Origin of the sequence: Pseudoalteromonas sp. APC 3694 (assembly GCF_030407565.1) — a bacterium.
GTDB lineage: Bacteria > Pseudomonadota > Gammaproteobacteria > Enterobacterales > Alteromonadaceae > Pseudoalteromonas > Pseudoalteromonas tetraodonis.
This window is the reverse complement of sequence record NZ_JASDDE010000055.1, coordinates 1-26,221: the sequence shown is the minus strand read 5'-3', so window position 1 is coordinate 26,221 and position 26,221 is coordinate 1. Positions and strand designations below refer to the sequence as shown.

Genomic DNA, 26,221 nt, shown 5'->3' with positions numbered 1-26,221 from the left:
GCCTGCCTTGCACGCAGGAGGTCAGCAGTTCGATCCTGCTTAGCTCCACCACTTTCCTACTCTCTCCTTTAAGTAATATCCTTATTTTATATTCTAAATAAATTTCTCTGTTAATAATTTTTTGCCCTGTTTTAATCTTTATGTTTGCTTAGTTGTTTGATTTTGCTAAATCGAGATCAAAAATGCCGAGCAAAAGCCCGGCATTTTTATCGTTTATTAGGTTGGGTAAGTTATTCGCGAACTTGACCAACACCATTAACTAAATATTTCTCAGTCGTTAGTGACTCAAGCCCCATTGGACCATAAGCATGCAACTTAGTCGTTGCAATACCAATCTCGGCGCCTAAACCTAGTTGTGAGCCATCAGAGAAACGTGATGACGCATTAACCATAACAACCGATGCATCCACACTACGTTGGAATAACTCTGCCGCAGCATCGTTTTTAGTACAGATAACTTCGGTATGATTTGAGCCAAATTGAGCAATGTGCTCAACGGCTGCATCAAAGCTTGGCACTATACGAATAGCAATTTCTAAATCTAAATATTCTTCACCAAATTCGTTATCTGCAAGCACAGTGACATTATCAAAATACTCAGCCGCTTTGGCATCGGCATTTATTTTTACGCCTTCTTGGCGAAGCACTACCGCGCACAGGTTTAAAAACTCATCAGCAACATCTTGGTGTACTACTAACCCTTCTAAGGCATTACATACGCCAGTACGTTGAGTTTTACCGTTAAGTAGTAGATTGAGTGCCACTTCTAAGTCTGCATCTTTATCTACGTATAAATGACACACGCCTTTAAAGTGCTGAATAACAGGAATTGTACTGTTTTCTGTTACATAGTTAATAAGCCCTTCACCGCCACGTGGGATAATTAAATCAATACTGTCGCGTTGCTGCATTAATTCCATTAGTAAAGCACGGTCAGGATCTGGAATAACTGAAATTAGCGCCGTTGGCAAACCATGTTTAGTAAGCACGCTGTGCATTACACTAGCAATGGCTTGTGAGCTTTTAAGCGCTTCTTTACCACCGCGCAAAATAACACCATTACCCGACTTAAAGCACAATGCACCCGCGTCAGCCGTTACATTAGGTCGTGCTTCGTAAATCATACATACTACGCCAAGTGGTACACGCATTTTTCGAATTTTAATGCCATTTGGACGTTCAGTGATATCACGTAACTGGCCAACCGGATCATCAAGTGAAACAATCACTTCGATACCTTCAGCCATCGCTTCAATGCGCTCATCATTCAATGTTAAACGGTCTATCATTGACGCTGCTAAATTATTGTCACGCGCAGCGCTTAGGTCACTTTCATTTTCTTTGATTATAAATTCTTTTTGATCTCTTAATGCCGCTGCCATATCGGTTAACACGTTGTTTTTAGTCTCGGTATCGAGTAAAGCAAGTGTATGTGCAGCTTTTGCTGCTTGGCGTGATATATCCGTAATTAAACTCATGACTTCTCCAATAATGCGATATCTTTTTCTGAAATAATTGGTCCAATTGAATCCTGCATTTTTTCGCTGAATTCACTCTGCTCGTTGTCTGCAATAAAGTTTAACAAGCAGCTACTGTAATTTGCTGTGGCTTTAGCTAAACGCGTACCATCTTCACTGCGAACTAAGATAGTATCGCCCACAGCAAACTCGCCATGTACTTCCTTGATCTCATCGCCTCGTAAACAGCCGTCTTCGCCTTCTAGCGAATCATCAAATGACCCATCGACAACCACTTCACCTTGTTCATTTGCGGTATGTGTCATCCAGTGAATAGAGTCTTGCATTGGTTTTTCATAAGGCAAGAACACACTACCTGGATTTTCGCCCGCTAATAAACGAGTAAAGGTTTCTTCTTTAAAGCCATTAATAATATACGTTGCAATACCATGTGATGTGGCTTTTTCTGCCGCTTCAATCTTGGTTTTCATTCCACCGGTGCCTACTGCACTGGTAGCACATCCTGCCATAGCATAAATAGAATCATCAATTGATTTTATTTCAGGCAATAATACGGCATCGTCATGCAGATTTGGATTTTTGTCGTACAGCCCATCTACATCCGAGAAAATCATTAATGCGTCAGCGTCAGCGGCAGCTGCCACCATCGCTGATAAGTTATCGTTATCACCCACTTTTAAATCATCTGTTGTCACCGCATCATTTTCATTAATGATAGGTAGCACGCCGTGTTCTAACAAGGTAAATACGGTTTCACGGATACTCTGGTAACGCTCACGGTCACGTAAATCACCATGAGTTAATAATAGCTGTGCTGATGGAAAATCAAAGAAACGATCCCACATGGCCATCATTTCTGTTTGCCCTGCTGCAGCCATCGCTTTTTTCATAACAACTGAGCGCGGCTTCTCTGATGGAAATAAATGCGAGCCTGCCGCTACAGAGCCTGATGACACTAAAATAACCTCTATACCACGTGCGCGACAGTGAACAATAAACTGTGCGATGGTTAATAAATAACGTGAACGACAGCCATCTTGATCGGGTGCAATTAAGGCACTGCCCACTTTAAGTACGATACGTCGCCAATTTAACTTTTGCATAAGTGCTCAACTTTCCATTTAATTTGTATTCATCACATAGATGAATGAAACCAGGTCGCTATGTTTAAAACATAACGTCGAATTTGTTTATCATTGCCCACACTTTTTTTACACACGCGTACACCGTCTCTAAAACCATTGTTTTAAATTGAGATGCAAAAAATAAATAGTATTAACCCAATAAAATTGGATTGTACTAACTAAAAAAATATAAAGTGTTGTTTATGTATCGCTGTAAAAAGCTGTGTGCGGCTTTTTTATTAACAACATACATAGAGCCTCTTAAGTCTGGTACACCAACAGATAGGGTGATGACTTAAGGACCGAGATTTAACCGCCACGATGGGGATTAAATATTGAAAGGTAATAGTTCAACTCAAACTTTAATTTATATGCGTTAAGCAAATAAACACCTTGAGCAAAACTATACCAAAGAGTTCGGTAAATGATATTTGATGTTCGAACATTATAAAACATCGCTGAAACAATCACTAAGAGAGTTAAGATGTTTATATCTAACACGTTTACTTACTTAAACAACAAACTTTATTAGATAACTAATTATTCGAACACGAAGTATAATACGTTAAAATAGCCGCTTAGATCAAGGCTAAAATTAAAGCTAAATAGGTCATAACAGACAAGGCATGCACATTTTGCAATAGATATCATGAAGTTAGACTACTATAAATAGTAATTATAGAGACTATAACTTTGATAACACTCTCACAAAAGACGTTAACACTAAATAAATAAACATTATTTATTAGCTAAATTTAATTTACACGTGTATACCCACTGTATTACTGGTTGGTAACCGTTATACTTTTAAACATTATTAAAATTAAGGAGTTTTTACTCTATGTCAGCAATTTATATAGCCGGTATTGCACTGTGTTCAGTGTTAGCCCAATGGGTCGCTTGGGCGTTTAGAGTACCCGCTATTCTGTTTTTATTGCTTACAGGGCTTTTATTAGGGCCATTTAGTGGCGTATTAGACCCTGATGCATTATTAGGTGATTTACTTTTTCCTGTGGTCTCTTTGAGTGTCGCTGTGATTTTATTTGAAGGGTCCTTAACCTTACATTTTCGAGAACTTAAAGGGATCAGTAAAGTCGTCAGAAACCTCTGCTCTATTGGTATGCTTACAACTTGTATTGTTATTAGTTTTAGCGCCTATTGGTTACTCGAGTTAAATTGGCGAGTTGCTGCAGTACTTGGCGCAGTGCTTGTTGTTACGGGGCCAACCGTTATTGCTCCATTACTTAACTCGATGCGACCTACCCAGGATATCGATCGTATTTTACGCTGGGAAGGCATAGTAATAGACCCCATTGGCGCTTTATTTGCAGTACTAGTGTTTGAAGCCGTAATGCTGGTTGGTCAGGGTGAAGTACTTAGCCACACTATCGTTGCACTGGTTAAAACCGTTGGCGTTGGTTTAAGTATTGGTGTGGTTTCGGGTTGGATCACGACGCAACTAATGCGCCGAGAATGGCTGCCATTTGAGCTACATAAGTTTGGTATTTTAGCGTTAGTGTTAATTAGCTTTTCTATTTCAAACCACATAAGCCATGAGTCAGGCTTACTGGCTGTGACGGTGTTTGGCATTTGGTTAGCTAATCAAGATGACTTGGAAATAGATTCGGTACTCGAGTTTAAAGAAGATTTGTCGATGATTTTAATCTCGACTTTATTTATTTTATTGGCCGCAAGACTACAACTCTCTGATTTAATGATGCTCGACAGCGACGTATTTATATTTTTAGCTATTGTGCTATTTATCGCCCGCCCATTGTGTATTGCTATTTCAACCTTTGGTACAGACTTACCGATGAAATCGCGCCTAGTACTTGCTTGGATTGCACCTCGCGGTATTGTTGCAGCAGCCGTTGGTTCAGTATTTGCGCTGAGTATGATGGAAGCGGGAGTGGCCGATGCCGAAAAAATGGTGCCACTCATATTTACTGTTATTATTGTTACTGTGGTACTGCAAAGCTTAACGGCTATCCCTGTTGCGAAACTACTTGGAGTGCGTCAACCATCCCCTAATACTATTTTAATCATTGGTGCAAACCATGTATCGCGTGCAATTGCACGTGGCTTAAAAGAGCAAAATATTCCTGTTCATCTATCAGATCCTGCTTGGGAGAACTGTAGAATGGCGCGTATGGATGGCCTGCCTTGTTATTACGGTAACCCGCAATCGGAGCATGCTGAACGTTATTTACCTTTAACCACGATTCGCAGTGTTTTAGCGCTTTCACCTAATCGCCACCACAACGCATTAGGGGTGCAGTACTTCTCTCATTTATTAAATGAAAAAAATGTATTTTCACTACGTTCCTCTTCTTCGCACGCCAAAGCAAATAAAGACAGTGCAACGTTCTTATCACGACAAATTCTGTTTGGTGAGAACGGCGCATATGCTCGTTTAAGTAGCGTGATAGCCAAAGGCGGCAAAGTGAGTGCAACGCGAATATCTGAAGAATTTAGCTGGCAGCAGTATTTAGAAATGAATCCTGAAGCGATCCCACTGTTTATTCTCAAAGGGGATAAAGACAGTGATGAAGACGCACCAGTGAAAATAAGACCTTTTACCAGTGATATGGAAAAGCCACCACAAGAGGGTGAACGAGTAGTTGCATTGCAACCGCCTAAAATATCGCTATTAAAAGATCCGGCCAATAACAAAGCCAAAGACAATAAAAAAGACGAGTAATAACTAAAAAGCGAGAGTGCTAAAAAAGCACTCTCGCTTTTTTATTTACAAACCTGAACTCTGATTAAAAGATTTACTAACATATTAAATCATAGTCATAATTAGGTTTATTTTCTCTAGCTAGAGTTTAGGTTACATAGGTAAGCGCGCGCGGGTAACGACACTGGCTGGCATTTTTTCAGCAAGTTTAGTTAATGCTCGCTCTATTTTTTTATGTGTCGCTTTATCAGCTACCGTGGTGTTAAACAACCAACGATAAGCATCTTCAAAATCTCTTGGACTACCATAACCTTGATTAAACAAACCAACTAATCGTAACTGCGCTTTTAAATTGCCTTGCGCTGACGCCTCACGTAAGTAGGTTATTGCCATGGTTTTGTCTTTTTGGACCAACTGCCCAACGTCGTAGTAGCGACCTAGTTGCTCTAATGCTGCCGCTAAGCCCTGCTCAGCCGCTTTTTTCATGTAATACACACCTAGAGCTACATCACGCTCAACACACACCTTGTAGGCAAGCATATCACCGTATAAAAATTGATACGACGGCAATGCCATTTTATTGGCTCGCGCTTCTATATCTTGCACTAACTGGCAATTATCTGCCTTTACGCGCGCTAGATGAGTGTTCTCATTAATTAAAGCTATTAACTCAGATTCGGTATACAGCGGCACAGCTGCAGGGCTTTCTTCAGCTAAGCTATTGCTTATATTAAATAAAGAAAGTGTAAGTAGTGATAATGACCACACTGAGCAACGAGAAGATAAACGCATATTAACCACTTAAAAAATAAACTTACCAAATAATATACAAAGATCGTTCCACTATTAATAGGTGTGCTTTTTTATAGGCATAAAAAAAGCTGCACATGGCAGCTTTTTTTCAACTTAAACCCAATTATGCAAATGGGCTACGAAGTATCATGGTTTCAACACGATCAGGACCTGTAGAGATAATATCAACAGGTACGCCAGTGATTTCTTCAATACGTTTGATGTAATCAATTGCCGCTTTAGGTAAGCCTTCAAGCGATGTTACACCCACTGTATTTTCAGACCAACCAGGCATTTCTTCGTATACTGGCGTTACTTTATCGTAACCTTCAGCTGCTAATGGTGTCACGTTAGTCACAGTACCATCTTCAAGCTTATAACCAGTACAGATTTTAAGTGTTTCTAAACCATCTAAAACGTCAAGTTTAGTTAAACAAAATCCTGAAATGCTGTTGATTTGGACTGCACGGCGCATAGCCACTGCATCTAACCAACCTGTACGACGTAAACGACCTGTAGTAGCACCAAACTCATGGCCTTTGTCACCTAAATGCTTACCGACTGGGTCTTGCTTATCAAGGCCGTCGTAAAGCTCTGTAGGGAAAGGACCTGAACCTACACGTGTTGTGTACGCTTTAATGATACCTAGCACATAATCAAGGTGTAATGGGCCAAAACCCGCACCTGTAGCAACGCCACCAGCGGTGGTGTTTGAAGATGTTACATAAGGGTAAGTACCATGATCGATATCAAGTAGTGTACCTTGAGCACCTTCAAATAAGATGTTGTCACCGGCGTTACGCGTTTGATCTAAAAGCTCAGTTACATCAACTACCATTGCTTTTAAAATATCAGCAACAGCCATTGCATCATCAAACGTTTTTTGGAAGTCAACAGCGTCTACTTTGTAGTAGTTAACTAATGTGAAGTTGTGGTATTCCAATACTTCTTTTAACTTAGTAGCAAATAATTCAGGATTGAATAAATCGCCAACACGTAAACCACGACGTGCTACTTTATCTTCATACGCTGGACCGATACCACGACCCGTTGTACCGATTGGTTTATCGCCACGCGCTGTTTCGCGAGCTACATCTAATGCAACATGGAAAGGCAATATTAGCGGACATGCTTCACTGATTAAAAGACGTTCGCGTACTGGTACGCCACGCTCTTCAAGCATGCCAATTTCTTTCATTAGCGCTTCTGGTGATAAAACAACACCATTACCAATCACACATTTAACATTGTCACGTAATACACCCGATGGAATAAGGTGTAGAACTGTCTTTTCACCGTCGATCACTAAGGTATGGCCAGCGTTATGACCACCTTGATAACGAACTACTAAAGATGCTTTATCTGTAAGGAGGTCAACTACCTTACCCTTACCTTCGTCACCCCATTGGGTGCCTAGTACAACAACGTTTTTACCCATTGCAAATTCACTTAGAGAAAATTAGGACGAGATTTTACCAGAAAACTAAAGCAATGTTCACCCCGTTTAGCTTATTTTTTCCTCGTGCGGGTAGTAAACATCAGTGTTTCGTTAATAATCACATAAATAACAGTCATTTATAAACTTAAAATTCAGATAACAAAAAGCCCTGCAATTGCAGGGCTTTCAAGTTTAACTAAAGCTATGATTACTGAGCTTTCGCGCCTTTCATGTATTGGAAGAAGTCGCTATCCGGTGATAACACCATCACGTCTTGCTTGCCTTTGAAAGTTTGCTTATAAGCTTCTAAAGAGCGAACAAAGCTAAAAAACTCAGGGTCTTTATTGTAAGCACTAGCGTAAATCGCAGCAGCGTCAGCATCACCTTGACCACGAACAGAACGCGCATTACGTTCGGCGTCGGCAAGCATTACTGTTACGCGACGGTCAACACCTGCACGAATTGTTTCTGCTTTTTCCTGACCTTCAGAGCGGTGCTCTTTAGCAACTGCAGTACGCTCAGCGCGCATACGTTGATAAATAGAGCTACTCACCTCTTGTGGTAAGTTAATTTGCTTAACACGCACATCAAGTACTTCAATACCCAGCTCACTAGCACTTTCAGATGCTTGTACTAACGCTTCTTCCATCAGCTCGCTACGCTCACCAGATACAATTTCACGAATAGTACGCGTACCAAAGTTAGTACGTAGGCCATTATTTACTTTTTGCTTAAGCAGTGTTTCAGCGTATTGCTTGTCACCACGTGCACGCAGGTAAAAAGAGCTAAAATCGTTTACGCGCCATTTTACAAACGAATCAACGATTAAGTCTTTTTTCTCGCTAGTTACAAAGCGATCCGGTGTGCCATCTAGTGTTTGAATACGTGCATCAATACGACGTACTTGACTAAAAAATGGGACTTTTAAGTGTAGACCTGGGCCATAGACTACTGCCTCATCGTCGCTGTCTTTTTGCACTTTACTAAATAAAAGTACAATCGCTTTTTGACCTTCAGAGACCACGAACACCGACGAGAAAGACATCACAATGGCGGCTAATAGGATTACTAAACTAAAGTTTTTCATTGCTCTTATCTCCCGTCGTTAAAGCGATCATTGTTAAAGCGATCGTTACCACTATTAACAGTGCTGTTGCGTGACGTATTTACCTTGTTACGTAAATCGTTTATATCGCTTGAGCTAGGTAAAGCAATACGTGTTGATGAACCCTGTTTTTCCATGATTTTATCAAGTGGTAGGTACATCATGTTGTTGCCACCTTTAACATCAACCAACACTTTAGAGCTATTACCTAGCACTTCTTGCATCGTGTCTATGTATAAACGCTCACGTGTTACTTCTTTAGCTGCTTGGTATTCTGGAAGTAATTTCTCAAAACGAGCCACTTCACCTTGCGCTTCTAAAGTAATACGTTCTTGGTAACCTTCAGCTTCTTGCGTCATACGAGTCACTTGACCACGCGCACGCGGTTCAATTTCACGGGCATACGCTTCTGCTTCACGAATAAAGCGTTGCTCATCCTCTTGGGCCGCAATTGCATCATCAAACGCATCTTTAACTTCCATTGGTGGACGAGAGTCCTTGAAGTTAACGTCAGTTACGATTAAACCTAAGTTATAAGGTTCGATGATTTGATTTAGCTCATCCCAAGTATTTTGACGTACAACTTCACGGCCGTTTGTCAGTACTTGGTCCATTTTTGAATGACCAACAACATAACGCAGCGCACTATCTAATGCTTCTTCAAGGCTGCTGTCAGCGTTAGTGACACTAAACTTGTATAAGTAAGGGTCGATTACTCGATACTGTACTTCAAATTCAACGCTTACTACGTTTTCATCTTCGGTTAGCATAAAGCCTGATGCTGATAACGAGCGAACAGCTTCGATATCGACTGGAATAACCGTTTCAACAAAGGTCATTTTCCAACGCAAGCCAGGATCTGCAATTCGGTCAAACTTACCAAATTGAAGAACGACACCGCGTTCAGCTTCTTTCACCGTATAAATACCACTTAACGCCCACACAATGGCAGCGATAATAAGTACAAATGAAATACCGGCTCCGCCAAGTCCACCGCCGCTACCATTGCCGGATTTTTTACCGCCAAATAAGCCGTTAAACTTGTTACTGAATTTACGGAACACCTCGTCTAAATCAGGTGGGCCTTGATCACGTCCGCCTTTGTTATTCCACGGATCTTTGTCATTGCCATTATTACCCGGTTCATTCCAGGCCATAGCTATACTCCATTGTTATCTAAATAAATTCGGAAATTGTGTTAAATCTAACAAATCTTATGCATTTCTTATACTAAAACCGACATTAATCTTTCAGTTTTTAGTCGCAGCTAATAAAACTTTCAATCTCTGGGCCAAAATCTTTAATCAAACGATTCCACTCAATCATAGGTAATCGCACATCTAGCAACCAATTACCTTGCTCATCAAAACGTTCGTTATGCACTGCACTTAAGTTAAATAAAGATGCTCTTAAACGTCCATACTGAGGAGCCAGTAGTAAAGTTTCACTCAACATCTTTTTAGCTAGTAGGTCACTAATAGCCTCACTTAGCAGCTCGCAACCTTCACCTGTTTTTGCTGATAACCATACCCTTATAGGTTGGCCTTCGTCATCGCGATCAATACGTGGGGTTACATCATCCAGCGCATCAATTTTGTTGTATACAAGTAATTGCGGTACATCATCAGCTTCAATTTCTTTGAGTACTTCTTGTACTTGTTCAATATTTTCTTTTCGACGAGGATCGGCTACATCAATCACGTGTAATTGTAAATCAGCCTCTCGCGTTTCTGTCAGCGTTGCTTTAAATGCAGCCACTAAGTCATGCGGTAAGTGGCGAATAAACCCTACAGTATCCGCTAAAATAACCGAACCAACATCGCCAATATCTAACTTGCGTAAGGTTGGGTCTAGTGTTGCAAACAACTGATCAGCGGCATACACATCAGAATTTGTAATACGGTTAAATAAGGTTGATTTACCCGCATTAGTATAACCCACTAAAGAAACCGTTGGGATCTCATTACGAGTACGTGCTCGTCTACCTTGCTCACGTTGTACGCCAACTTTAGCCAAACGGGCGCGTATATTTTTAATACGCGCACGTAATAAACGTCGATCGGTTTCTAACTGCGTTTCACCAGGACCACGTAAACCAATACCGCCTTTTTGGCGTTCAAGGTGGGTCCAACCTCGGATTAAACGAGTCGACATATGACGAAGCTGCGCTAACTCAACTTGAAGTTTACCTTCATGAGTACGTGCGCGCTGAGCAAAAATATCAAGGATAAGTGTGGTTCTATCAAGTACCCGACATTGACAAACACGCTCTAAATTTCGTTCTTGAGACGGGCTCAACTGATGGTTAAAAATGACAACATCGGCATTGTGGATTTTGACAATTTCAGCTATTTCTTCCGCTTTGCCGGTACCGACAAATAGTTTGGGATGTGGTGCTTGACGGCTGCCTTGCACAACCGCCAAACTACTAACACCAGCAGAAGATACCAACATTTCTAATTCATGAAGATCTTCGCGATCCCCATCTTTAGGTAGGTCGATATGGACTAAAATTGCCTGTTCGCCAGATTCATAGCGGTCAAACAAGCATTACGCTCCTAATTTAAAAGTTTCCTGGTTCAGTTTCTTCGGTGTCTTCATTTCCCTGTACACCTTGAAAGTTGACTGCGCGTGCAGGTACAACTGTTGAAATTGCATGTTTATACACCATTTGATTAACAGTGTTTTCCAGTAAAATTACAAATTGGTCAAATGACTGAATTTTACCTTGTAATTTTATGCCATTTACCAAAAAGATTGATACTGGAATGCGCTCGCGGCGTAATGCATTTAAAAATGGGTCTTGTAACGATTGGCCTTTTGCCATGTTATTATTCCTTCGTTCTAGGTGTTATTATAATTAAGTGGCTGAACTGATTTAACAAAGCTAAATTTTGTCCAGCTACTACTAGCTTAGCGAACTTACTACACGATGCAAGTTTTCTTCATCACCGGTTGTTAACCATGTAACATCAGGCCAGCTTCTTAACCACGTTAATTGACGTTTAGCCAATTGACGTGTGGCTGCAATGCCGCGAAAAATCATTTCATCATGATCAATTTCACCCGCAAGGTAATCCCACATCTGTCTATAACCTACACAACGAATAGAAGGCATATTGGGATGTAAATCCTCACGTAGATATAGGGTCGAAACTTCTTTTTCAAACCCCTGTTCAATCATTATTTTAAACCTTTCTTCAATTCGATGATGTAATTCACTGCGATCATCGGGTGCAATTGCAAATTGATGAAAAGTATAGGGTAATGCTGGCTGCTTTTGCTTTTGCAATTCAGTCATCGTTTTACCTGTTATACGGTAAACTTCCAAAGCACGATTAATTCGCTGCGAATCATTTTCACTCATCTTTTGTGCGGCTTGCGGATCAACTTTAACCAGCTCTTTGTATAAATAAGGCCAGCCATGCTCTTTAGCTTGTGTTTCTAGTTCGGCTCTAACGTCTGCATCGGCCTCAGGTAATGGCGACAACCCATCAATTAGCGCTTTGAAGTACATCATTGTACCTCCAACCAATACAGGCACTTTACCTTGTTGATGAAATTTATCAATTTTTTCTATAGCATCACGTCTAAAATCAGCAACCGAATACGTTTCACTCGGATCAAGTAAGTCAATTAAATGATGTGGGGCACGAGCTAATTCGTCGGCATCAGGCTTAGCCGTACCAATATCCATACCTTTATAAACAAGCGCAGAATCAACGCTAATAATCTCAGTATTTAAATACTCACACAGTGAAATTGCCAATGCTGTTTTACCAGCAGCGGTTGGGCCCATTAAAAATATGACCGGTAAATTACTCAACACGAATACCTTAATTAAATTGCGTTAGATAAGAGTTTAGATCTATTTTAACTGCTTTTTCTCGCAAGCGTTCAATTGTTTGCGGATTATTTTGTAAGCGCGTTTGCTGCTCTAAAAAGGCATTGCTCGCATAGAACCGTGCGGGAATTATATTTACCTGCCATTGTAGCCATTCATCAATACTTGCTAACTGAGCCTTACATCCCTCAAGCAATGCATCTATTGCAGCACTTACATCTAATAAGTACAGACTTGTAGGCAGCTTCTTTACCATAACAAACTGCTTTTCTATTAATAACTCAAAACCTAGTAAGGTAAACCAAGACTGCTGAGCAGCAAGAAGCGCCGTGTCTTGTTTTGATACGTTAACACGCACTGGCAATAGGAGTGCTTTACCTTCAAGGCTGCCATGCTCTTTTATTTGTGTATGCCAATCATCCGCTAATGCGTATTTAAAGTGTGAACAATAAAGTTGATTTTCATTATTGAACACGCAAACGCCCTTTTCAATGCTTATTATATCGACAGTGCGCAGTGCTGTATCTGATACTTGCGTCTCATTAGATTGTACAAATGCTGCCGCAGTATCAAAGTGCTGCGCTTGTTGCTCATTCACGCCCTGATAAAACGCATTTACGTCATGGTAATTTTGGCTTTCGGCACGCACCTGTCTGCCTCCGCCCTGACGACTGCCATTATAAGAGGCACTGCTTGTAGATGGCGAATGACTTGGTTGTAATGACGACTTAGGATAATCAAAAAGTTCACTATTGGTCGTGTGTTCTTGGTTAAACGATGTAACCGGTGATTGATGCGTGTGAGCGGCTGGCGAATTAACAAACTCAGCTTGAAGTGGCACCACAACTTGTTTGATAGCTTGTAAAATAAAGTCATGTACCAAACGACCTTGATGAAAACGTACCTCATGCTTTGCCGGGTGCACGTTAACATCCACTTGGCGTGGGTCTATATCAATGTAAATCACAAATCCGGGTAACCCTTGCTCACCGCTGACCTCTTCAAATGCTTGACGAATAGCATGCAGAATAAGTTTGTCGCGCATCATACGATTATTTACATAGGTATACTGAGTAGTATTAGCCGATCCAACTGGCAATACCCAACCGTGAAGTTGCAACCCTGCTTCACCGGATTGAATATGCAGTCCCTGTTCTGTAAACGCTTTACCCGCCACTTGTGCGACTCGCGTAATCGCTTGAGCGGGATCAGTTTTAGCGCGATACTGGCGCACCACTTTTTCATTATGGGTTAATGTAATTGATACATCAAAACGGCTCAGCGCAATACGCTTAATAAGCTCATCAATATGACTAAATTCGGTTTTTTCGGTACGTAAAAACTTGCGCCGTGCTGGGGTATTAAAAAATAAATCTTTTACTTCAATTGTGGTACCGCTGGGATGTGCCACAGGCTTTACCTCTACGGCCATATCTCGGCCTTGTGCAAAGGCTTGCCACGCAGCTTCTTGATTTTCGGGTTTAGAGCTTAAGGTTAAGCGAGATACCGAGCTAATAGACGCGAGAGCTTCCCCCCTAAAACCAAGAGAACAAATATTTTCTAGGTCGTCTAGGGACTTTAGTTTACTGGTTGCATGGCGAGAGAGCGCTAATGTGAGCTCATCCTTTGCAATACCCGCTCCATTGTCGCGAATACGAATTAACTTGTGGCCCCCGCGTTCAATATCTACTTGAATACGTGTCGCGCCTGCATCAAGGCTGTTTTCTACTAACTCTTTAACCACCGATGCGGGACGCTCAACAACTTCACCCGCCGCAATTTGGTTTGCTAAGCGCGCAGGTAATATTTCAATACTCATAACAACCTTAAATGTGTGCGCTTTTAAAATTAACTCTGAGGAATATCAAGTTCCTGACCAATAAATAGCGTATTTGAACTGAGCTTATTAACTTGTTTTATTTTACTGATACTCACGCCATATCGACCTGCCAACATGCTCAGTGACTCACCAGGGCGTACTTTATGTTTTGTTGGGTATTGAGACTTTAATGACGCAAACAGTGAGTCGTCAGGCGGGTTACGTAAATAGTAATTTTTAATTGAGGTAAACATGGCTTTAGCTAAGCGCTCTTGATGATTGGCACTTTTAAGCAGTCGCTCTTCACGTGGATTAGAGATAAACCCAGTTTCAACCAAAATAGACGGAATATCTGGCGACTTCAATACTGCAAGGCTGGCATGTTGCGGCGCCTTTTTGTGCATTTTTGCTACTTTTTTTAATTCTTTTATCACTTCATCTGCAACACTTAGCCCTGTTTTCATGGAATGATCCATCGACATATCAAGCAAGGCTTGTGCTAAGTACTTTTCATTTGCAGCATCTTTAATTACATCGGCAGCACCGCCAAGTAACTCAGAGTGTTTTTCTTTATCCTCAATCCATTTACCAATTTCTGAATTGGCACGTCGCAGCGACAACACCCATACAGAAGCACCATTTGGCCCAGGGCTGGTAAACGCATCTGCATGAATAGAAACAAAAAAGTCTGCTTTTTTCTGGCGAGCGCGATTAGTTCGTGTATTAAGTTTAACAAAGTAATCGCCACTGCGAACCATACGCGAAATCATGCCTCGCTCAGCATCAATCATCCGCTCTAAACGCTTGGCAATCTGCAAAGTGATGTCTTTTTCGTAAGTACCTGATGGGCCAATGGAACCTGGGTCTTCACCACCATGCCCTGCATCAATAGCAATTACAATATCGCGCTCTTGGCTTAATTGGCGTTTTTTAGCCGCCGTTTGCGCAGGGGTAATTGCACCTTTAGCTTGGCTTTTATCGTATAAGTCGACCACCAATCTATTTTTATAAGGGCCTGTGGGGGCTAGTGCAAATATAACCGGTTTAACTGGCCCATTTAATTCAAACACTAAACGCACGCTGCGTTTATTTTTAGGTTTTGAGTAACGTAACTTACTAACAATTTGATGTTTTGGTGGCACACCTGGCAATTTTTTTAATTCATCAGTGTTTTCTAAATCAACCACTAAACGACTTGGATTTTTTAGCATAAAGTAACTGAAGTCGGGTTTATCATCGAGATCAAACACCACCCGAGTGCTATCAGGTGATGGCCAGACACGCACACTATTAATAGTGTTTTGCGCCCACAATGGCAAGCTCACTAAAAAAACCATGAGGTAAATAAAAAGTTTAACTAAACCACGACTCATTTTGATAATCACTGCCTTAACTATTTTATTATCTATTATTTAGTTTTTCGACAATTGCTACACCACGCTCACTAGCACTGTTAATAACAATTTTACGTTCATCACCTACATAACTTAGCGTAGCATTTAGATCGGGAACAGGAATAAATTCTCCGCCTTTTTCCGGCCACTCAACAATACAAGTTGCCGTTTCTGAAAAATAATCACGAATTCCCATAAATTCAAGCTCTTCTGGGTCACCTAATCGGTATAAGTCAAAATGATAGACATTGCCACGCACAAGCTCGTAAGGTTCAACAAGTGTATAAGTGGGACTTTTAACCTTACCTGTATGACCAAAACCTTGCACTATACCGCGAGTAAATGTCGTTTTACCGGCCCCCAAATCACCATGCAAATAAATAACTGCGCCCTGTTCTATTATGGCAGCTAATTTATTACCCATAGCAACAGTGGCATTTTCATCGACTAAATGAAAATCAAAACTACACGACATGATTACCTCAAAATTTACGAAAAGCGCATATTTGTTAATCATACCAGATTATTTATTTAAGGTGATACTGCCTCTTTTTTAAAGATAAAAAAACCGGCCTGAGCCGGTTTTTAATTAGCATGAACTTTACAGCCCTAATTTCTTCTCAAGGTAGTGGATATTTGTGCCACCATTTTTGAAGTTTTCATCTGCAAGAATACGTTTATGCAGTGGCGTATTGGTTTTAATACCATCGATAACGAGTTCATTAAGTGCATTACGTGCTCGGGCGATAGCGACATCACGGTTTTCACCGTAAGTGATCAGCTTACCAATCATAGAATCGTAATGTGGAGGAACGGTGTAGTCAGCGTAAATATGACTGTCCCAACGAATACCTAAACCACCAGCTGGATGAAAACGGGTAATTTTACCAGGTGATGGAATAAAGGTTTCTGGGTCTTCAGCATTAATACGACACTCAATAGCATGACCACGAATAACCACATCTTCTTGAGTGAATGACAAAGGCTGACCAGCGGCAATTTTTAACTGCTCTTTGATTAAATCAACACCGGTAACCATTTCAGTTACAGGGTGCTCAACCTGAATACGGGTATTCATTTCAATGAAGTAAAATTCACCGTTCTCGTATAAAAACTCAAACGTACCCGCACCACGATAACCAATTTCGATACATGCGCGAGTACAACGCTCACCAATGAACTTACGTACTTCTGCAGTAATCCCTGGTGCTGGTGCTTCTTCAACTACTTTTTGGTGACGACGCTGCATTGAACAATCACGCTCACCTAAGTGAACCGCATTGCCTTGACCGTCGGCCAATACTTGTACTTCAATGTGACGTGGGTTTTCAAGGAATTTCTCCATGTAAACCATGCTGTTGCCAAAGAACTGCTTTGCTTCTTGTTGCGTAAGCGAAATTGAATTGATTAACTCAGCTTCGTTGCGAACAACACGCATACCGCGGCCACCGCCGCCGCCAGCTGCTTTAATAATTACTGGGTAACCAATACGCTTAGCAATTTGCATGTTGCGTTCTTTATCATCCGATACCGGACCATCAGAGCCAGGTACACAAGGAACACCCGCTTTACGCATCGCTTCGATTGCCGATACTTTATCGCCCATTAGACGAATAGTATCGCCACGAGGACCGATAAAAACAAAGCCACTTTGCTCAACTTGGTCGGCAAAGTCTGCATTTTCAGCAAGAAAACCATAACCAGGATGGATAGCGACCGCATCAGTAATTTCTGCTGCGGCAATAATGCGTGGAATGTCTAAGTAACTTTCAGTTGCTGCTGGTTTACCAATACAGATGGTTTCATCTGCTAGTAATACGTGCTTAAGATCGCGATCCGCCGTTGAATGCACAGCAACCGTTTTGATCCCAAGCTCTTTGCAGGCGCGCAATATACGAAGTGCAATTTCACCTCGGTTTGCAATGACTACTTTATCTAACATGAGAGTTGGCCTTTTACGTTGCGCTATTATTCAATGATGAATAAAGGTTGATCAAATTCTACTGGCTCGCCGTTTTCTACTAAGATAGCTTTTACTGTACCGGCTTTATCTGACTCAATTTGGTTCATCATTTTCATTGCTTCAACGATACATAGCGTGTCGCCAACTTTAACCTGAGAGCCCACTTCAACATATGCTGGTGCTTCTGGAGAAGCTGCTGCATAAAAAGAACCTACCATAGGTGATTTAACTTGATGACCTGTAGGGCCTGCAGGTGCTTCAGACTCTACGGCTGCAGGTGCTGATGGTGCAGCCGCGGCTGGAGCAGGTGCTGCTGGGGCGTATTGCTGAGGTGCGAATTGCGCGTATGCAGGACCGGCACTCATGTTGTTACGGTTAATACGTACTGATTCTTCACCTTCAGTGATTTCTAGTTCTGCAATACCTGATTCTTCTACTAATTCAATTAGTTTTTTGATCTTGCGAATATCCATAAACGACCCGCCTATTAGTTTGATAGTTTAAATTTAGTTTGAGTTTTGCAATCGGCTCACCGCTGCATGTAAAGCAGCGTGATAACCCATTGCACCTAATCCACAAATAACGCCTTGCGCCACATCAGAAAAATAAGAATGATGGCGAAACGTTTCACGTGCATGCACATTACTTAAGTGCACTTCAAAAAACGGAATATCAACGCTTAGCAATGCATCACGTAATGCGACGCTTGTGTGCGTAAATGCTGCAGGGTTAATTATTATGTAATCAACCGCTTGCCAAGCATCATGAATGCGTTCAATGAGCGCTTGCTCACTATTACTTTGAAAATGCGTTAACTCCACACCTAAACTATTAGCAGCGCTGTTTAACTCGCTCACAATATGCTCTAAAGAATGCGAACCGTACTTATCGGGCTCACGCTTTCCTAGCATGTTTAAATTTGGGCCATTTATAACTAAAATCTTTAATTTTGCAGCCATAATACGCGATATATCCTATAAGTAATGAGTTAAGCGTTACTAACTAATTTTTCACTAAAAAGTAAGCTGAAAAAAGTAAGATAGCAACAATTTCTCACGTTAACCAACTATTATAGTGATTTCGAAGTAAATAGCAGCAAAATACTGGTCTAATCTCTATTTTGGGGACGAATCTTGAGGGGAATAATGGCACAACATTAACAATCATGTTGTGCCATATAGAATGGTTATTCAGCGCTGGCACGCACTGCAGCAAGGTGCTTAGCGAAATCATCCGCATTTAAAAAGCCAGTAACACGTTGTGCACTTAGCTCTTCACCTTGAGTATTGAAGAATAAAATACTCGGTAAACCAAACACTGAATATGCTTCCATTAGCTCAATTGTTTCATTATCACTTTGGGTTAAGTCAATTTGAATCAGTTGGTAATGGCTAAACTCACTTTGTACTTGCGGGTCGGGAAAGGTGTAATGCTCAAACTCTTTACACGCTACACACCAGTCAGCGTATAAGTCCACCATTACCATACGACCCTCACTATTTGCTTGTGAAACTGCTTGCTTTAACTCGGCTAAGTTAGCAACGTGCTTAAACTCATTGCTTTGCGAGGTTGTTTGTAAACTCACGGCTTGTGTTGGCCAAAAATAGTTTTTGGTTAAATTAAAGCCAGAAAGCATCAATAAAACAGCTATAAACCACAATAAGGTTTTTAATTTGCCTTGAGTTTGGGCGCTTTGCCAATAATGGAAATAAAGCGCTGTGGCGATAGCTAATAGACCTGCTAATAGTAAAATTATCTCGATATCGATAATGCGCTCTAGCAAAATAAGTGGCACAACTAACATAATAAAACCAAATAAGGTCTTAACTTGTTCCATCCATCCGCCAGCTTTCGGTAATAACTTACCTCCCGATGTACCAAGGAGTAACAACGGTAAACCCATTCCTAGGCTAAGTACATAAAGCGTTAGTCCACCCACTAAGTAATCGCCGCTTTGTGCCACAAATAATAATGCGGCTGATAAAGGCGCAGTGGTACAAGGTGATGCAATAAGCCCTGATAAAACCCCCATCAGGAATACCCCAATGTAGTTACCGCCTTTTTGATTGTTACTCACTTGGGTTAGCTTGTTCATCATGCCGCTGGGTAACTTTATTTCGTACCAACCGAACATCGACATAGCCAACAACACAAACAATAAGCTAAAACTTATTAATACATATGGGTGCTGTAAGTAACCTTGTACTTGTCCGCCTAATGCAGCAACCACTAACCCCAATGCGGCATAGGTAACCGCCATGCCTTGAATATAAACAAATGATAGGGCAAATGCTTTTTTGGTAGACAGGTTCTTTTGACCCGCAATTAAGCTAGATAAAATAGGAAACATCGGAAATACACAAGGTGTAAATGCCAAACCTACGCCCACAGCAAAAAATATAGCTAAATTAACCATTAAGCTTTGGCTGGCTAACTGCTCTGTAAAGGTGAGCCCTTTCTCGGGTGTTGCTGTAGTAACAGGTTTTTCTACAGGTTGGCTAAGTGCCGCAAATGCACTACTTGCTGCTGTATTTTCATTAGTATTAGTTTCACTTGCTAGTACACTTAATGGAATGCTGATGATTTCAGGTGGATAACACAGTCCTGCTTTTGCACAACCTTGATAACGCACCTTAACAACGCCATCTTCACTGATATTACTCAACTTGCTAATAACGCTGATAGAATTAAAAAACACCTCAGTTTTGCCAAAAAACTCATCTTCAATTATTTCACCAGAGCCCAACTCAGGCACATCAATGCTGGCACCTTTGGCAATAATTTCTATTTTGTCTTTATATAGATAATAGTCATCAGCGATATCCCAACCAACAAATAACGTACTTCCTTGCTGGTCAAAATCAAATACAAACGCTTCATTGACCGGTAAAAATGTGTGCTGAGTCGGTTTTAGAAAATCCTCAAGGGTATTTTGTGTTGCCCAAGCAGGCGCCATTAAAACGCCTAATAAAAAAAATAAAATAAAGCGCATTAATGAAGCACCTCATCCATCCAATTAAAGTAAGCCAAGTTACCCGTTGCCACATCAACAACTTGTATTTCTGGTACTTCGTAGCTGTGAAGATCTTTTAAGGTTAAAAATACATCGTTCATTTTGTCAGCCTTAGTTTTAATTAGCAGCTTTACTTCAGTTGCTTCAGCTACTTCACCTTCCCATATGTAAATAGAACTCATGGCCGGTAAAATATTTACACAAGCGGCTAGTTTCTTTTCTATTAGCGCCATAGCCAATAAACGGGCTTCATCGTTATCTTTGCAAGTGGTAAAAATAAGTTTAAATTGCGTTGTCATAGTGAACCTTTACTTGTTTACGGGGGTCTAGCCCCATAGTAGCTGATAGCGGGTGTAATGTGTAGACACGAACTCTGTCTACATTTTGGGTCTTTGCAGTAAATTGATTTAGACCCGCCACCTGCAACTTTACTTACATTAAAGTTTATTACTTACTCTTATTAGCTTGAAAATAGACCCGACAACCCTCACTTATATTTCACTAGCACCTTAATAAGTGTCATTTTTTTAGAGAGTCTTATGTTTAGAATTTTATTTTTGCTGTTTATCATCATCCCAATTATTGAAATTGCCTTACTAATTCAGGTTAGTGATGTGATAGGTGGCTTCGCAACAATTGCTTTAGTGGTACTAACCGCGATTGTGGGTGCGAAAATGGTGAAACAGCAAGGAATGGGCGCACTACAAAACGTACAAGTGCAAATGGCTCAAGGACAAATGCCTGCTAAAGAATTGTTTACCGGTATTTGCGTAATTATTGCAGGGGTACTTTTATTAACACCCGGCATTATGACAGATGTATTTGGCTTACTACTCCTTACCCCTGCTATTCGTAACAAATTAGCTGCAGGACTTGCTAGTCAAGCAACTGTAAGAATGAGCGCTAGTATGCATCAAACAGGTACTTCAGGGTTTTCGCAAACTCATCAACCAATGCATCACGAGCAAGATGAAAACCGCCCTAAAACCATAGATGGTGAATACGAGCGAAAAGATTAAAAATTTATCATTTTTTCTCTTGGAATTTTTCACTCCACCCCCATTAATAAAAGCAAATTAGATACACTTTTTTCTGTATTGTTCAGAAACTGTTAGGAGAACTAAAAACATGAACATTCGTCCTTTACAAGATCGCGTAATCATCAAGCGTCTAGAAGAAGAAACCAAGTCTGCTGGCGGTATTGTATTAACTGGCTCTGCAGCTGAAAAATCAACTCGTGGAGAAGTTGTTGCCGTAGGTAATGGTCGCGTTTTAGAAAATGGTGACGTTCGCGCGTTAGAAGTGAAAGCCGGTGACACTGTGTTATTTGGCTCATATGTTGAAAAAACTGAAAAGATCGAAGGTCAAGAATACCTGATCATGCGTGAAGATAATATTTTAGGCATTGTAGGCTAAACCTACTTTTCGTTTAACACACATTTTAAGAATTTAGAGGAAATTAAACATGGCAGCAAAAGAAGTACTGTTTGCAGGCGACGCACGTGCAAAAATGCTAACTGGCGTAAACATTTTAGCAAACGCAGTAAAAGTAACATTGGGCCCTAAAGGTCGTAACGTTGTACTAGACAAATCATTTGGCTCTCCAGTAATCACTAAAGATGGTGTTTCTGTAGCTAAAGAAATCGAACTTGAAGACAAATTTGAAAACATGGGCGCACAAATGGTTAAAGAAGTAGCGTCTAAAGCAAATGATGCTGCTGGTGACGGTACCACTACCGCAACCGTGCTTGCTCAATCTATTGTTAACGAAGGTCTTAAAGCGGTTGCTGCGGGTATGAACCCAATGGATCTTAAGCGTGGTATTGATAAAGCAATCATTGCTGCAACAGCAGAACTTAAAGCTCTTTCTGTTCCATGTTCTGATACTAAAGCAATTGCACAAGTAGGTACTATTTCAGCTAACTCTGATAAAGAGATTGGTGAAATCATTGCTGATGCAATGGAAAAAGTAGGCCGTAATACTGGTGTTATCACGGTTGAAGAAGGTCAATCACTTGAAAACGAACTAGATGTTGTAGAAGGCATGCAGTTTGACCGTGGTTACTTATCTCCATACTTCATCAACAACGCTGAAAAAGGCGCAGTTGAACTAGATAACCCATTTATCTTACTTGTAGATAAAAAAATATCTAACATCCGTGAATTATTACCAACATTAGAAGCGGTTGCAAAAGCAAGCAAGCCTCTACTAATCATCGCAGAAGACCTTGAAGGTGAAGCGTTAGCGACACTAGTAGTGAATAACATGCGTGGTATTGTAAAAGTATCAGCGGTTAAAGCACCTGGCTTTGGCGATCGTCGTAAAGCAATGCTACAGGATATCGCGGTATTAACTGGCGGTACTGTAATTTCTGAAGAAATCGGCCTTGAACTTGAAAAAGCAACAGTTGAAGACTTGGGTACAGCTAAGCGCGTAGTAATCACTAAAGATGATACAACAATCATTGATGGTGCTGGTGAAGAAGAGGGTATCAACGGTCGTGTTGCTCAAATCAAAGCACAAATTGAAGAAGCGACTTCAGACTACGATAAAGAAAAGCTACAAGAGCGCATGGCTAAGTTAGCTGGCGGTGTTGCTGTAATCAAAGTAGGTGCCGCTACTGAAATTGAAATGAAAGAGAAAAAAGATCGTGTTGAAGATGCATTACATGCAACTCGCGCAGCGGTTGAAGAAGGCGTAGTACCAGGTGGTGGTGTTGCCTTAGTGCGTGCTGCTAGCAAATTAGCAGACTTACTAGGCGATAACGAAGACCAAAACCACGGTATTAAAGTGGCACTTCGCGCGATGGAAGCACCACTTCGTCAAATCGTTACAAACGCAGGTGATGAAGCATCAGTTGTTATTAACGCAGTTAAAGGCGGCGAAGGTAACTACGGGTACAATGCAGCCACTGGCGAATACAACGACATGATTGAAATGGGCATCCTAGATCCAACGAAAGTAACGCGCTCTGCATTACAATTTGCAGGATCGATTGCTGGTCTAATGATCACTACAGAGGCTATGGTTGCTGAAATTCCTAAAGAAGAAGCAGCTGGTGCACCTGATATGGGTGGCATGGGCGGCATGGGTGGAATGGGCGGCATGATGTAATCATTCCCTCACACACCTAGCTCAAATAAAAACCCAGCTTCGGCTGGGTTTTTAGCAATAGAGATAAAATAAATTCACTAAACAACAATAAAATTAACTCAGTGTATTCCAATGCAACTGAGTTCCTGCAAGCTATACCAGAGTAAATTTTATTTAACATGATTAAGGATATTAAGTTGAATACAAAACCTGAAATTATCATTTCATCGCTGGATGCAGATAGGTTGTATGCACTGATGGAGTCGTTGCCTGCAAACAGTTTTGCGGGTGAAAAAGAACTTGAAGCAGAACTTGGTAGAGCTAACATAGTGGAGCCGCACGAAGTTCCCGCAACCGTGGTAACCATGAATTCAACAGTGAACTTTGTTGTTGAATCTACAGGTGAGGAGTTTACTTTAACGCTTGTTTACCCAAAAAATATTGATTCAAGTGGCAACAAAATATCAATCTTAGCCCCTGTTGGTAGTGCATTACTTGGCCTTTCACAAGGAGATCAAATTGAATGGCCAAAGCCAGGCGGAGGGTTAATAACAGTAACTATTAAAGAGGTAACTTATCAGCCTGAAAGAGCTGGTGAGCTTCACAGATAGTAGCCAAAACAAGCAGCGAAGACATTAGCTAGCACAGCCAGTCACTGCTGCTTTTACTATTTATGATTGATCAGTGCTCTTACATGCGCAAATAAGTCACTGGCTAACATTCCTCTTTGCCCTGATTGTTCACAGGCTCTATCACCCGCCTTTGCATGTAACACAACGCCATAACATGCTGCCTCACTGGTATTTAATCCTTGAGCCATTAACGCCCCAATTATACCACTAAGCACATCACCACTTCCTCCTACAGCCAAACCAGGGTTACCATTTTCACATATCCAAGTATGCTCGGTATTATCGATTAGCGTACCTGCGCCCTTTAAAATAGAGGTCGCTGCGAAGTTGATCGCACATTGTCGAGCATAATAAAAACGATCAGACTCAACCTCAGAGGTAGTTAAGTTTAATAACCGTGCAGCCTCTGCAGGATGAGGCGTTAGCACGGTATTATTTAATTTATGAGAAGATGATTGCTTAGCTAATAAGTTTAAGGCGTCTGCATCAATAACAGTAGGGATATTGTTTTGCTGGCAATAACAGATTGCCTGATCAAAGGTTTTTTGGGCCCATTCATCTTGACCTAAACCTGGACCGATAACTACACACGTTGACCATGCTAGGGCATCATCCAAGTGTTCACTAGTTACCATAAGCTCTGGTCGCCCGATGCTCACAGGTAAAACGGCATGTTCATGGGTATACACTTTTACCATTCCAGCACCAGACCTTAATCCACTTTCAGCACTTAATCTAATAGCTCCTGCAGAGCCGTGGTTTCCTCCTATACATAATAATTTTCCATGACTACCTTTATGGCTACTCACTGAGCGCTCAGGCAAAGGTTTAAAGCAGTCTATATTGATAATCTGAGCAGAAGGGGTGGCTAGTTTCATAAACTGCTCGCCAATACCTAACTCGTCGAAATACAACTGCCCGGCATGCTGCTTTCCTTTAGTCGTGGTGAGTCCTTGCTTTATCCCAACTAATGTCATTGTTTTGGTGGCCATAATGGCTGTTCCTTGAGGACAGCCTGTATCTGCATTAATACCTGACGGTACATCAATACTCAGTATTGGTTTAGTGCTTTCATTTACCGCTTTAATAATAGTAGCAACATTATCGCGTACCGTATTCTCAAGACCAGTACCGAGTAATGCATCAATTATCACATCACACTCATCGAGTGCATCAGCGTTAAAGTTACAAATTTCACCACCGGAATCAATCCATTGCTTTTGTGCTTTTGCTGCATCTCCGGATAAGGCTTTATTCGGATTAATCGCGCAAACAACTACATGCCGATCTGCTTGTTTGATTAACCGAGCTACCTCATAACCATCTCCAGCATTATTTCCATTACCTGTAATAACTAACGTTTGTTTTGCATTAAAGGTTTTCCAACAGCAAAAAACAGCCTCCGCTGCACGCTGCATCAGCGTGTAAAGGTCTGCGCCGGTAGTATGGACTGCTTGTTCTTCATACCCTTTTATTTGTTTTGACAAATAGGTCAATTGCTCGCACTTAGGTGGCGTTAGTAGTAATGACATAAACAGCTCAATTTAATAAGAATACTTAATTTCATTTTGGGCTTTATAAATTCTTTTTCAAGTAAAACATAGTTATGTAATCTATAAGGCTTTATTTAAGGAGCTATTAATTTTATATAACGAGGATAACCATACAAGAGAAGTTAATAGGAGGTCAGCGTAAAGCAGGGCTTATTTTACCTAAAGCCGGATGCCTTGCACTTCTCTTACATTTGAAGTCGGTGTGCTACTTCGAAGCGACAGCAAAGTAGTATGTTCGTAAGCGTCCGGCCAACCACACCTAGCAACACCATTTTTTGTATTTGAAAATACC

General features: G+C 41.0%; 23 protein-coding genes. 5 read left to right on the top strand and 18 right to left on the bottom strand.

The window, feature by feature from the left end; all coding sequences use genetic code 11:
* Positions 1-230: 230 nt before the first annotated feature.
* Both QMA00_RS15435 and proB read right to left on the bottom strand, forming a co-directional pair.
* Positions 231-1,478: a glutamate-5-semialdehyde dehydrogenase gene (locus tag QMA00_RS15435; protein WP_076921856.1), complete on the bottom strand. Its 1,248-nt coding sequence runs from the start codon at positions 1,476-1,478 to the stop codon at positions 231-233.
* A complete protein-coding gene (gene proB / locus QMA00_RS15430) occupies positions 1,475-2,581 on the bottom strand; it encodes a glutamate 5-kinase (protein ID WP_013466019.1) in 1,107 nt (368 codons plus the stop codon). The genes QMA00_RS15435 and proB overlap by 4 nt, the downstream gene beginning before the upstream one ends.
* 862 nt (positions 2,582-3,443) lie before the next feature.
* Here proB and QMA00_RS15425 point away from each other — a divergent pair.
* The gene (locus QMA00_RS15425; RefSeq protein WP_076921855.1) at positions 3,444-5,303 is read left to right on the top strand and encodes a sodium:proton antiporter; all 1,860 of its coding nucleotides are present in this window, start codon (positions 3,444-3,446) and stop codon (positions 5,301-5,303) included.
* A gap of 132 nt (positions 5,304-5,435) precedes the next feature.
* Here QMA00_RS15425 and QMA00_RS15420 read toward each other — a convergent pair whose 3' ends face one another.
* The 15 genes from QMA00_RS15420 to cutA all read right to left on the bottom strand — a co-directional run bounded on the left by QMA00_RS15420 (position 5,436) and on the right by cutA (position 20,949).
* A complete protein-coding gene (locus QMA00_RS15420) occupies positions 5,436-6,074 on the bottom strand; it encodes a tetratricopeptide repeat protein (RefSeq protein WP_054202658.1) in 639 nt (212 codons plus the stop codon).
* Between the two features lie 124 nt (positions 6,075-6,198).
* Positions 6,199-7,512: an adenylosuccinate synthase gene (locus QMA00_RS15415; protein WP_010391689.1), complete on the bottom strand. Its 1,314-nt coding sequence runs from the start codon at positions 7,510-7,512 to the stop codon at positions 6,199-6,201.
* Between the two features lie 208 nt (positions 7,513-7,720).
* Positions 7,721-8,599, bottom strand: coding sequence for a protease modulator HflC (gene hflC, locus QMA00_RS15410; protein WP_010391687.1), 879 nt, complete (start codon positions 8,597-8,599; stop codon positions 7,721-7,723).
* A gap of 5 nt (positions 8,600-8,604) precedes the next feature.
* The gene (hflK, locus tag QMA00_RS15405; protein WP_010391686.1) at positions 8,605-9,774 is read right to left on the bottom strand and encodes an FtsH protease activity modulator HflK; all 1,170 of its coding nucleotides are present in this window, start codon (positions 9,772-9,774) and stop codon (positions 8,605-8,607) included.
* 100 nt (positions 9,775-9,874) lie between these two features.
* Positions 9,875-11,164: a ribosome rescue GTPase HflX gene (gene hflX / locus QMA00_RS15400; protein WP_036980358.1), complete on the bottom strand. Its 1,290-nt coding sequence runs from the start codon at positions 11,162-11,164 to the stop codon at positions 9,875-9,877.
* Between the two features lie 16 nt (positions 11,165-11,180).
* A complete protein-coding gene (gene hfq, locus QMA00_RS15395) occupies positions 11,181-11,444 on the bottom strand; it encodes an RNA chaperone Hfq (RefSeq protein ID WP_008113494.1) in 264 nt (87 codons plus the stop codon).
* Between the two features lie 81 nt (positions 11,445-11,525).
* Entirely contained in the window at positions 11,526-12,443 is a 918-nt protein-coding gene (gene miaA / locus QMA00_RS15390) for a tRNA (adenosine(37)-N6)-dimethylallyltransferase MiaA (RefSeq protein WP_024601935.1), read from the bottom strand.
* Positions 12,444-12,453: 10 nt separating this feature from the next.
* Positions 12,454-14,280: a DNA mismatch repair endonuclease MutL gene (mutL, locus tag QMA00_RS15385; protein WP_076921854.1), complete on the bottom strand. Its 1,827-nt coding sequence runs from the start codon at positions 14,278-14,280 to the stop codon at positions 12,454-12,456.
* Between the two features lie 29 nt (positions 14,281-14,309).
* The gene (locus tag QMA00_RS15380; RefSeq protein ID WP_076921853.1) at positions 14,310-15,653 is read right to left on the bottom strand and encodes an N-acetylmuramoyl-L-alanine amidase; all 1,344 of its coding nucleotides are present in this window, start codon (positions 15,651-15,653) and stop codon (positions 14,310-14,312) included.
* A gap of 28 nt (positions 15,654-15,681) precedes the next feature.
* The gene (tsaE, locus tag QMA00_RS15375) at positions 15,682-16,149 is read right to left on the bottom strand and encodes a tRNA (adenosine(37)-N6)-threonylcarbamoyltransferase complex ATPase subunit type 1 TsaE (RefSeq protein WP_013466030.1); all 468 of its coding nucleotides are present in this window, start codon (positions 16,147-16,149) and stop codon (positions 15,682-15,684) included.
* A 126-nt stretch (positions 16,150-16,275) separates the two neighbouring features.
* Positions 16,276-17,616: an acetyl-CoA carboxylase biotin carboxylase subunit gene (gene accC, locus QMA00_RS15370; protein ID WP_010391679.1), complete on the bottom strand. Its 1,341-nt coding sequence runs from the start codon at positions 17,614-17,616 to the stop codon at positions 16,276-16,278.
* Between the two features lie 26 nt (positions 17,617-17,642).
* Entirely contained in the window at positions 17,643-18,110 is a 468-nt protein-coding gene (gene accB, locus QMA00_RS15365) for an acetyl-CoA carboxylase biotin carboxyl carrier protein (RefSeq protein ID WP_054202660.1), read from the bottom strand.
* Positions 18,111-18,143: 33 nt separating this feature from the next.
* Entirely contained in the window at positions 18,144-18,596 is a 453-nt protein-coding gene (gene aroQ, locus QMA00_RS15360; protein ID WP_076921852.1) for a type II 3-dehydroquinate dehydratase, read from the bottom strand.
* 227 nt (positions 18,597-18,823) lie between these two features.
* Entirely contained in the window at positions 18,824-20,629 is a 1,806-nt protein-coding gene (locus QMA00_RS15355; protein ID WP_076921851.1) for a protein-disulfide reductase DsbD, read from the bottom strand.
* Positions 20,629-20,949 (bottom strand): divalent-cation tolerance protein CutA, encoded by a 321-nt coding sequence (gene cutA / locus QMA00_RS15350; protein WP_010391672.1) that lies wholly within the window; start codon positions 20,947-20,949, stop codon positions 20,629-20,631. The genes QMA00_RS15355 and cutA overlap by 1 nt, the downstream gene beginning before the upstream one ends.
* A gap of 240 nt (positions 20,950-21,189) precedes the next feature.
* Here cutA and QMA00_RS15345 point away from each other — a divergent pair, with 240 nt between their 5' ends.
* The 4 genes from QMA00_RS15345 to rnk all read left to right on the top strand — a co-directional run bounded on the left by QMA00_RS15345 (position 21,190) and on the right by rnk (position 24,355).
* Positions 21,190-21,669 carry an FxsA family protein gene (locus QMA00_RS15345; protein WP_076921850.1) on the top strand — a complete coding sequence of 160 codons (480 nt, stop codon included), beginning with the start codon at positions 21,190-21,192 and terminating at the stop codon, positions 21,667-21,669.
* A 109-nt stretch (positions 21,670-21,778) separates the two neighbouring features.
* Positions 21,779-22,066 carry a co-chaperone GroES gene (locus tag QMA00_RS15340; protein ID WP_008113511.1) on the top strand — a complete coding sequence of 96 codons (288 nt, stop codon included), beginning with the start codon at positions 21,779-21,781 and terminating at the stop codon, positions 22,064-22,066.
* Between the two features lie 49 nt (positions 22,067-22,115).
* A complete protein-coding gene (groL, locus tag QMA00_RS15335; protein ID WP_076921849.1) occupies positions 22,116-23,765 on the top strand; it encodes a chaperonin GroEL in 1,650 nt (549 codons plus the stop codon).
* A gap of 176 nt (positions 23,766-23,941) precedes the next feature.
* Positions 23,942-24,355: a nucleoside diphosphate kinase regulator gene (gene rnk / locus QMA00_RS15330; protein WP_076921848.1), complete on the top strand. Its 414-nt coding sequence runs from the start codon at positions 23,942-23,944 to the stop codon at positions 24,353-24,355.
* A gap of 56 nt (positions 24,356-24,411) precedes the next feature.
* Here the strand turns inward: rnk and QMA00_RS15325 are convergent, their stop codons facing one another.
* Complete coding sequence (locus tag QMA00_RS15325; RefSeq protein ID WP_076921847.1) at positions 24,412-25,908, bottom strand: NAD(P)H-hydrate dehydratase; 1,497 nt, start codon at positions 25,906-25,908, stop codon at positions 24,412-24,414.
* Positions 25,909-26,221 lie beyond the last annotated feature (313 nt).